This is a genomic window from Micromonospora sp. KC723 (assembly GCF_004348595.1).
Lineage (GTDB): Bacteria > Actinomycetota > Actinomycetes > Mycobacteriales > Micromonosporaceae > Micromonospora.
The window spans coordinates 1-8,937 of the sequence record NZ_SMKD01000183.1 but is presented as its reverse complement, the minus strand read 5'-3'; the positions used below and the strand labels follow the sequence as shown (position 1 = coordinate 8,937).

At 75.2% G+C, this 8,937-nt stretch carries 12 protein-coding genes; 5 read left to right on the top strand and 7 right to left on the bottom strand.

Annotation, left to right across the window (positions count from 1 at the left end; translation table 11 throughout):
- Together E1165_RS26215 and E1165_RS26210 are read right to left on the bottom strand one after the other, a co-directional pair.
- Positions 1-676 (bottom strand): SRPBCC domain-containing protein (locus tag E1165_RS26215; RefSeq protein ID WP_132394399.1); only part of this gene is annotated, 676 nt, incomplete at its 3' end.
- 124 nt (positions 677-800) lie between these two features.
- Entirely contained in the window at positions 801-1,586 is a 786-nt protein-coding gene (locus E1165_RS26210) for a DedA family protein (RefSeq protein WP_132394398.1), read from the bottom strand.
- 68 nt (positions 1,587-1,654) lie between these two features.
- Here E1165_RS26210 and E1165_RS26205 point away from each other — a divergent pair, with 68 nt between their 5' ends.
- Together E1165_RS26205 and E1165_RS26200 are read left to right on the top strand one after the other, a co-directional pair.
- Positions 1,655-2,356, top strand: a complete 702-nt coding sequence (locus E1165_RS26205) for a carbon-nitrogen hydrolase family protein (RefSeq protein WP_132394397.1) — start codon at positions 1,655-1,657, stop codon at positions 2,354-2,356.
- A gap of 132 nt (positions 2,357-2,488) precedes the next feature.
- Positions 2,489-3,130, top strand: a complete 642-nt coding sequence (locus tag E1165_RS26200; RefSeq protein WP_132394396.1) for a phosphotransferase — start codon at positions 2,489-2,491, stop codon at positions 3,128-3,130.
- A 68-nt stretch (positions 3,131-3,198) separates the two neighbouring features.
- Here the strand turns inward: E1165_RS26200 and E1165_RS26195 are convergent, their stop codons facing one another.
- Both E1165_RS26195 and E1165_RS26190 read right to left on the bottom strand, forming a co-directional pair.
- Complete coding sequence (locus E1165_RS26195) at positions 3,199-4,077, bottom strand: helix-turn-helix transcriptional regulator (RefSeq protein ID WP_243704999.1); 879 nt, start codon at positions 4,075-4,077, stop codon at positions 3,199-3,201.
- Positions 4,078-4,216: 139 nt separating this feature from the next.
- Positions 4,217-4,456: a DUF397 domain-containing protein gene (locus E1165_RS26190; protein ID WP_132394395.1), complete on the bottom strand. Its 240-nt coding sequence runs from the start codon at positions 4,454-4,456 to the stop codon at positions 4,217-4,219.
- 266 nt (positions 4,457-4,722) lie between these two features.
- On the opposite strand from E1165_RS26190, the gene E1165_RS26185 reads away from it, so the two are divergent.
- On the top strand, positions 4,723-5,373 hold the full coding sequence (locus E1165_RS26185; RefSeq protein ID WP_132394394.1) for a GGDEF domain-containing protein: 651 nt from the start codon (positions 4,723-4,725) through the stop codon (positions 5,371-5,373).
- Between the two features lie 23 nt (positions 5,374-5,396).
- Here the strand turns inward: E1165_RS26185 and E1165_RS26180 are convergent, their stop codons facing one another.
- Positions 5,397-5,891, bottom strand: a complete 495-nt coding sequence (locus E1165_RS26180) for a type II toxin-antitoxin system PemK/MazF family toxin (RefSeq protein WP_132394393.1) — start codon at positions 5,889-5,891, stop codon at positions 5,397-5,399.
- A gap of 57 nt (positions 5,892-5,948) precedes the next feature.
- On the opposite strand from E1165_RS26180, the gene E1165_RS26175 reads away from it, so the two are divergent.
- Positions 5,949-7,187 (top strand): hypothetical protein, encoded by a 1,239-nt coding sequence (locus E1165_RS26175; protein WP_132394392.1) that lies wholly within the window; start codon positions 5,949-5,951, stop codon positions 7,185-7,187.
- Positions 7,188-7,211: 24 nt separating this feature from the next.
- Here the strand turns inward: E1165_RS26175 and E1165_RS26170 are convergent, their stop codons facing one another.
- Entirely contained in the window at positions 7,212-7,622 is a 411-nt protein-coding gene (locus tag E1165_RS26170; protein ID WP_132394391.1) for a DUF2267 domain-containing protein, read from the bottom strand.
- 257 nt (positions 7,623-7,879) lie between these two features.
- Between E1165_RS26170 and E1165_RS26165 the strand changes: the two genes are divergently transcribed.
- Positions 7,880-8,494 carry a methyltransferase domain-containing protein gene (locus tag E1165_RS26165; RefSeq protein ID WP_132394390.1) on the top strand — a complete coding sequence of 205 codons (615 nt, stop codon included), beginning with the start codon at positions 7,880-7,882 and terminating at the stop codon, positions 8,492-8,494.
- A gap of 33 nt (positions 8,495-8,527) precedes the next feature.
- Here the strand turns inward: E1165_RS26165 and E1165_RS26160 are convergent.
- Positions 8,528-8,937 (bottom strand): type VII secretion protein EccB (locus E1165_RS26160; protein ID WP_207917044.1); only part of this gene is annotated, 410 nt, incomplete at its 5' end.

The following is an 8,937-nucleotide window of genomic DNA, read 5'->3' as shown; positions in this document are numbered from 1 at the left end:
GGGCGGAGGAGGCGGCGGGCCGGGGCGGCGGGCTCGACGCGGTCGCCGACGACGGTGGTGCGGGCACCGGACCGGGCGCGGCGACGGGTCGCGGTCGCGTCGGCAGCACCGCCCACACCGCCGCCACGGCGACGAGCGCCAGCCCGACCAGGGCGGCGAGCCACACCGACCGGCGACGGCGACCCCGCACCGGGTCACCGAGCAGCGTGGCCACCGGCAGCTCCGCGGTGGGTGGGCCTTCGGCGCGACGCAGGTCGACCTCCCGGAAGGCCACCCAGTCGAGGATGGCGGGCAACCGGCCCGACACCGCGTGCTGGTAGTAACGCTCCCGGTCGGCCCGCTGCTCGGCGGACCACCGGCCGTGCTCCAGGGTCTCGGTGACCGACAGCCGGCAACCCTCGACGGTGCGGGTCAGGGTGCAGGTCAGCTGGCTGAGCCGACCGGCCTCGTCGCAGCTCAGCACGAGCGACTCCGGCTCGCGGTGCTCGACCACCTCCGCGTCGACGGCGACGTCGAAGCCCGGCAGGCCGGTGGTGTGCAGCAGCAGCCGGTCCCGCGTACCGGCGTCCGCACCGACCTCGGCGAACCAGCGGACCAGCAGCTCCCGCTGGGTCAGCGCACGCCAGACCCGGTCGGCCGGGTGGGCCAGGTCGACCTGGGCGCTGATCTCGGTCATGGCGAAACTGTACGGCCGGCGGTGGCCGCCGGGGCCGAGGGGATCGACCACCACCGACGACCACAGTGGACCACATCGGGAACGGCCGGCCCGGCGTGCGCGCCCGGTGTCGGGGTGCGGACGGTCAGTCGTCGCGGGACCACGAGGACGCCCGGTAGACCGTCCCCCGGCCCGGTGGGTTCATCTCCACCGGCACCACCCCCCGCGCCACCTCGTCCGCCTCCACCGGCACAGACGCGGAACGGGCCTGGCGGGCACGCCGTACCCGGGAGACCACGAACCAGCCGGCGGCGGCCACGCAGACGAGGATGACCACCCGCTGGAAGGAGCCGGCGTACGACTCGACCAGGTGCCAGTTGTCGCCGAGCAGGTACCCGGCCATCACGAAGGTGGTGTTCCAGATCAGGCTGCCCAACGTGGTGTACAGCAGGAATGTTCCGATTCGCATCCGTTCCACCCCGGCCGGGATGGAGATCAGGCTGCGAAAAATCGGGATCATCCGCCCGAAGAACACCGCCTTCACGCCGTGCCGGAGGAACCACGCCTCGGTCCGGTCGACGTCGCTGAGCTTCACCAGCGGCAGCCGGGCGGCGACGGCCCGCACCCGGTCCCGGCCCAGGGCCGCACCGATGCCGTACAGCGCCCAGGCGCCGACCACCGAGCCGAGCGTGGTCCAGAGGATCGCCCCGAGCAAACTGATCCTGCCCTGGGCGGCGGTGAACCCGGCGAGTGGCAGGATCACCTCGCTCGGGATCGGGGGGAAGAGGTTCTCCAACGCCACCGCCAGCCCCGCGCCCGGGCCTCCGAGCCGTTCCACGAGGCCGGTGACCCAGCCCACCGGCCCATCGGAGGGCGGTGCGGAAGCGGACAGGGCCGTGGTCGGGCTGAGCGCCGGAGATGCCAGGATCATGGAACAAAACTACGAGGCGTCGTGCCTGTCGACCACGGCCGCGCCCCACCGGACGGAGGAACCCGCCGATGCGTACGCCGCTCAGCCTCGCCGTCGCCCAGCCGGAGTGCGTCCCGTACGACGTCGGGGCCAACGCGGCGGCCCACGCGGCGCTGGTCCGCGCCGCCGACGCCCGGGTGGTGGTCTTCCCGGAACTCTCCCTCACCGGGTACGAACTGGACGCCCCGGTTTTCGCGACGCACGATGCTCGGCTGGCACCCTTGGTCGAGGCGTGCGCCGCCACGGGCGCGGTCGCCCTGGTCGGGGCGCCGGTCGGCGACGCGGGACGGGCGTACCTGGGGATGCTGGCCGTCGACGGGGACGGCGCGCAGGTGGCGTACCGCAAGATGTTCCTCACCGGGGCGGAGGCCGCGCGGTTCGCGGCCGGCGACGAGCCGGCGGTCGTCGACGTGGACGGCTGGCGGCTGGGTCTGGCCATCTGCAAGGACACCGGCGTGGCCGCGCACGCGGCTTGTACCGTCGCCCTCGGCGTGGACTGCTACCTCGCCGGGGTGCTGGAGGCACCCGACGACGCGGCGGTGCCGGACGAACGGGCCCGGCTCGTCGCCGCCACGCACGGGGTGTGGGTGGCCACGGCGAGCTTCGCCGGGAACTCGGGCAGCCGTTACCCGCGCAGCGCCGGCGGTTCGGGTGTGTGGCGGCCGGACGGCACGCCGGTGGCCCGCGCCGGGGCGGAACCCGGCGAGGTCGTCCGGGCCACCCTCTCCTGACCCGCCGATCGGGCTTGCCGGGCCCGGGGTGACCGGCATGTCTCCTCCCGGGCGACACGCCATCGACGCATGCCCCGGCGAGGCCGGTCGGTCGGGGCAGCGCGGTGGCCGGCAGAGGCATACGGTGGACCGGTGACGGTGCCGCTCGCCTCCGGACGGGACGCCGACGTCTACGCCCTCGACGCCCACCGCGTGCTGCGCCGCTACCGCGCCGGCGGGGACGTACGGCCCGAGGCGGAGGTGATGCGGTACCTGCACCGCCTCGGGTACCCGGTGCCCGAGGTGTGGCGGGCCGAGGGGTCCGAACTGGAGCTGACCCGGTTGTCCGGCCCCACCCTGGCCGAGGCCCTACGCGCCGGTGAGGTCGACGTCCGCACCGGCGCCGACGTCCTGGCCGATCTGCACCGGCGGCTGCACGCCCTGCCGGCCCGGCTGGCCCGCGACCCGGCCGACCGGGTGCTGCACCTCGACCTGCACCCGCAGAACATCCTGCTCACCGACGACGCCCCGGTCGTCATCGACTGGCGCAACAGCGCCGAGGGACCACCCGAACTGGACACCACCACCACGGCGCTGATCCTCGCGGAGGCCGCCACCGACGCGGACGCGCCGCTCGCCGCGCTGGCGCGGGAACTGCTGACGCATTTCCTCGGCGAGGTCAAGACGGTCGGCCTGCTGGACGAGGCGGTCGCCCTGCGCGCCAGGACGGGCCCGCACGGCCCGGCGCGGCTGGCCCGGGCGGCGGCCCTGGTGGCGAGGGTGGGGCGGCGATGACCGGGAGGGCCACCGGTCGCGGACCATCGTAGGGGTGCCGGCGTCCCGTCGGCCCCGACCGGGCACGACTACGGGTACAGCTCGTCACGCAACCGGGCCAGGATCTCCGGCGTGCGCTCCGGCGGCTCGGCCTCCACGCAGAGCCGTTCCATCGCCACCGCGTAGTAGTCGAGGTCTTCCCGCTTGTCGAGGTAGATGGCGCTGGTGAGCTGCTCGATGTAGACGATGTCGGGCAGGTCGTCGTCGCCGAAGCGCAGGATGGTGAAGGCGCCTCCGGCGGCGGCGTGCCCACCGGCGGCGAACGGGACGACCTGGAGCCGCACGTGCGGCGCCCGGGTCGCCTCGATCAGGGCGTCCACCTGCCCGCGCATCACCTCCGGCCCCCCGATCGGCCGGCGCAGGGCCGCCTCGTCCACCACCGCCCACAGCTGCGGGGGCCGGTCGCGGCGCAGCAGTTCCTGGCGGCGCAGCCGCAGCTCGACCCGACGGTCGACCTCCTCGGCCGAGGCGTGCCGGTGGCCGAGCAGGACGACGGCGCGCGCGTACTGCGCGGTCTGCAGCAGCCCGGGGACGAACTGCACCTCGTAGGTGCGGATCAGCGAGGCCGCCGCCTCCAGGCCCAGGTACGACTGGAACCAGCTCGGCAGCACGTCGCCGTAGCGGTGCCACCAGCCGGGGCTGTTGGCCTCCCGGGCGAGCTTGAGCAGCGCCTCCCGCTCCTCGGCGGCGGTGACCCCGTAGAGGGTGAGCAGGTCGGCGACGTCGCGCTCCTTGAAGCCGACCCGACCCAGCTCCATTCGGCTGATCTTGGATTCGGAGGCGCGGATCTCCCAGCCGGCGCCCTCCCGGGTCACGCCGCGGGCCTCGCGCAGCCGCCGCAACTGGGCCCCGAGCAGCATGCGGAGCACGGTGGGCCCGGTGGCCGGGCCCTCCTCCGCGATAGCCATCGTCACGTGCCGCCCTCCGCGTGCGCAGCCTGCGTCGACCGACCGCCCCGGCTCGGCCGACGTGTAAGCATGCCATGGACCGACGGTGAGGTGCACTGGTCCGGCAGATGGTTGGCATCCTGGGAGGGACCACGACGGGTCAGCCGATGAGGTTGTCGAAGTCCCCGTCGCGCGCGCCGAGGACGAAGGCCGCGATCTCGTCCATCGTGTAGATCAGCGCCGGTCCCTCGGGGTGGCGCGAGTTGCGGACCGCGATCCCGGCCCCGCCGGGGAGCTCGGCCAGTTCGACACAGTTGCCGCTGGGATTGCTCCGCCGGCTCTTCTGCCACCGCAACGGCGGGAGCTGGGTTACCGGGACGCCGTTCTCGGGCTGCTGCATGAGGGGTCTTTCTGTGCGGTGAAGGGCCCCGGTGTCGCGGGTGGACAGTGGCGCGGCGAGAGGGGGCGCGGCACCGGAAGGGCTGTGCTGCACGTGCATCTGCTATTGCATCTGCATCGGACAGCGAGCATGATAACGCACGTGCGCGGTACCCACCCGCTCACTGACGGTTACCCCATCGGGCAGCCACCTGGAGAAACGAAGGCCCGGCACGGCGTACCGGCCGACGCCGTCCGGCCCTGAGCCGACGCCGCGAGGGAGGTCTCGTGCCGGATCCGTTGAGTGTCGCTTCCGGCATCTCCGCGGCGGGCGCGTTGGCGTCCCTGTGGCAGCTGCGCCGCCGCGCCCTGCGGGCGGAGGCCGAGATCGCCCACCTACAGGCCGAACTCGCCGCGGAACGCCACGCCGCCAGCCACGACCCGCTCACCGGGCTGCCCAACCGCCGGGCGTTCTACCGCATCGCGGCGAGCCTGCTCACCGACGCGGGCGGACAGCCGCTGATCGCGGTGGTGCTCGACCTCAACGACTTCAAGCAGGTCAACGACCGGTACGGCCACGCCGCCGGTGACCAGGTGCTGGTCTGCGTCGCCCAGCGACTGACCGCGTTCGCCGGGGACAACCTCGTCGCCCGCCTCGGCGGGGACGAGTTCGCCGGGCTACTGACCACACCCACCGTCGACCGACGCTGGATCGACCACGCCACCCGACGGCTCTGCGAGGCGATGGCCGCGCCGATCCCGCTGGCCGGGCGGAGCCTGCGGGTCACCGCCTCGGTCGGCCTGGCCCCGGTCACCGGGCCCACCCAGCTCGCCGAGGCGCTCAGCGTCGCCGACGCCGCCATGTACCAGGCGAAGGGCGTCGCCGGTCGCCGGGCCCCCCGGCAACTCACCGAGACCCCGCGCCTGGCCGAGTGCTGACGGGCGCGTCGCGTCCGAACGGGTCAGCGCCAGCCGTAGCCGGCGCGCAGCGCCTGCCCGACCCGGTCGAACCGGGCCCGGTCCAGCACCGCGCCCTCGCGGCGGATGCTGTCCTCGCGCATGGTGAGCACCCGGTCGAGGCGTACCCAGCTGGGCCGGCTGTCCCGGTCCCACTTCCCCGGGCCGAGCGCCAGCCAGTGCCGCTGGCCGTCGCGCTCCCCCTGGCTGGACAGCATCAGGCCGAACAGGGTGCGGCTGTGCCGGCCCACCACCAGCACCGGGCGGTCCTTGCCCTGCCGGGGGTCGTCCTCGTACGGCACCCAGGTCCAGACGATCTCGCCGGGATCGGCCTGGCCGTCCAGCTCCGGGGCGTACGTCAGCTCCCGGCGCTGCAGGGCGCTGACCTGGCGGCGGCGGGCCACCTGGGCCGGGACCGGGACCGGAGCGGGGCCGGGTGCGGCCACCCTCCCGGTCACCCGACCCAGTCGGACGGCCACGTTCCTCAACAGACCTGCCACGGCGGGCAGCCTAGCCCGCGCGTGACCCCGACGCCGACGGTGGGCACAGTGGAGGGCATGACGACGACCCTGCACGGCCCGTTGGCCCACTACGCCGCCCGGCTGCACGCCGGCATCGGCGACCGGCACCACGTGGCTTCCCCGCTCGGCGCCTGGCTGCTGCTCGCGCTGGCCGCCCCGGCCGCCACCGGTCCGGCCCGCGCCGACCTGGACGACGCCCTCGGTGTGGACGCGGCCACCGCCGCCGCGCTGGCCGCCACCCTGCTCGACGCGCCGCACCCGCTGGTGCCGTCAGCCACCGCGGTCTGGCACCGCGTCGGGTACGACCCGCCGCCGCTGGCCGCCTGGCGCGCCACGCTGCCCCGGAGCACGGCGACCGGGCCGCTGCCGGACCAGGCCGGGCTGGACGCCTGGGCGCGGGAACACACCCTCGGCCTGATCGACCGGTTTCCGCTGACCGTCACGCCGCGCGTACTGCTGGCCCTGGCCAGCGCCCTCACCACGCGGATCTCCTGGGCCGACCCGTTCCACCTCGCCCCCGGCACGGCGCTCGGCGCGGCCAGCCCGTGGGCGGGACGGCTCGGACAGGTGCTGCGCGCCCCGGAGCACGGGCACCGGGCGTGGATCGCGTCGGCCGGCCCTGCCAAGGACGTCGCCGTGCACGCCGCGCCGGCCGTGACGAGCGACGACACCGGGCTGGTGGTGGTGTCGGTGGTCGCCGACCCGGCGGTCCGCCCGACCACCGTGCTCGCCGCCGCGTACGAGGCGGCTGCCGCCGCGGTCGACGACGCCCCGCCGGCCGACCGCCGGAACCTGTTCGACCTGCCGCTCGGCGACGGGCCCGCCTGGTCGCTGCGGGAGGAACCGGTGCACACGTTCGCCCCCGACGGCCGGGAGGAACGGCACCACGCGGTGCTGCCCTGCTGGTCGGCCTCGGACGAGCACGACCTGACCGCCCCGGCGCTCGGTTTCCCGGCGGCTGCCCGGGGGCTGGGCGGTCTGCTCGGCGGGGCGGAGCTGGACGTCGAGGTGCGGCAGGCCGCGATGGCCCGCTACGGCCGGTACGGCTTCGAGGCTGCCGCGGTCACCGGGGCGTTCGCGCTGTTGAGCATGCCCCCGCCCGGGGTGGCCCGGATCGCCGAGCTGCGCTTCGGTCACCCGTACGCGGTGGTGGCGGTGGCCGTCGACCGGCGGGGCGGGACGGGGCCGTGGCACGGCGTGCCGGTCTTCTCCGCGTGGGTCGCCGACCCGCAGGAGCCGGCGGCGACCGACCTGGCGGACCCGCCGCAGGCCTGAGACGACCGGTGTGCCGCTACGGGGTCACCCCTCGTGGGGCCCTGGCGGCGCGGGGTCGACGTCCCGGGTGAGACGGTCCGGCAGCTGCGCCATCAGATCCTGGAACTCGCCAACCGTCACCGCCTCCCGCAGGGTGGCGAAGACGGCCCGGACACCGACCTGCGCGGTCGCCGGCTCCACCCCGGCGCGATCGGCCACCCGGCGCAGGAACTCCACCGGCCCGAACGTGCCGGCCTGCTCGACCCCGGTCGGGCCCGCCGGCCCGCCCAGGTAGGCGCTCAGGTCGTCGGGGAGCTGGGCGGCCAGGTCGTCGGCCTCACCGGCCCGGACCCGCTCGGCCACCGTCCGCAGCACGGCCCGCGAGATCGCGGCGGCCTGCTCGGGGCGCAGCTGTGCCCGGCGGGCCACCGCGTCGACGAAGAGGGGAAAACGCACGCCGGCGGTTACCCGGCCCCACCGGCGGCAAACCGCGCCCCGGGACCGTGGAGCCTCCCGGCCGGCCAGGGTGCGGACCGACCACGCCACGCCGAAACGTCTGGCGTACGGGGCTGACGGGAGGCCGTCTCCTCCGTAGCATCGTTCGCGGACCCGCCTCGGTGGGTACGGGGGGCAGCGGCGCGCGGTGCGCGTACGCCCGCAGGAAGGTGCGCGAGCACCCTTGTTCCCTATCCACGACAGGCAGAGGGGCCGGCATGGACCGCATCCGTCAGGACGCTGCGGCGAGCACCCAGGGTGAGGACTACACCCAGCGGCTGCAACGCCTCGGTGGCGCCCGCTGGAAACAGCTGCTCGACGTGCAGGCGCCGTACCGGTGGAACCTGCGCCGGCTCCACCTCGGCCGTACCCTCGACGTGGGCTGCGGGCTCGGCCGCAACCTGGCCAACCTCGGCGCCGACGCGGTCGGGGTGGACCACAACCCGACGTCGATCGCCCACGCCCGGGCCGCCGGGCACGAGGCGTACACGGTGGAGGAGTTCTTCGGCTCCGCGCACGCCAGACCGGACGCCTTCGACTCGCTGCTCGCCGCGCACCTGCTGGAGCATCTGCCCGCCGGTCAGGCGCGGGAGGTGGTCTCCTCCTACCTGCCGTTCGTGCGCTCCGGCGGCACCGTCGTCTTCATCACCCCGCAGGAGCGGGGGTACGCCAGCGACGCCACGCACGTGCGGTTCGTCGGTTTCGTCGAGGCGGCGGAGGCGGCCCGTGACCTCGGGTTGAGCGTCGTGCGGCAGTACTCGTTCCCGTTTCCCCGGGCCTTCGGCAAGCTCTTCACGTACAACGAGTTCGTCACGGTGGCCCGGTTGCCCTGACCGTCGCGCCCCACGGCCACCGGTGGCGACAGCTCAGGCGGGGGCGGCGACCGCCCGGGCGGCGGCCGGGTCGAGCGGGCTGCCGGCCGGCACCAGAGCGACCAGACCGGCGGGAAGCCGCACCGGCCGCACGTCCCGGTAGCCGAGCATCCGCAGCACCTCGGCCTCGGCGAGCACGTACCGCCGGCCCAGGTCGGTGACGACGGAGACCGCGCCGCCGGTGGCGCCGGGCGCGGCGACGGACTCGACGACGGCGCCCCGACCGGGCTCGACCAGCACGTGGTCGGCCAGCACCCCGGCACCGCCGTTGCCGGTGGAGGCCAGCCCGGTCAGGTCGGGCACGTCCGCGCCCACCCGCACGTCGGCCACCTCGCCTCCGTCCGCGACGCGGACGCAGAGCCCGCCGTCGACCCCCGCCAGGCGGGGCGGCACGGTGGGGGGCG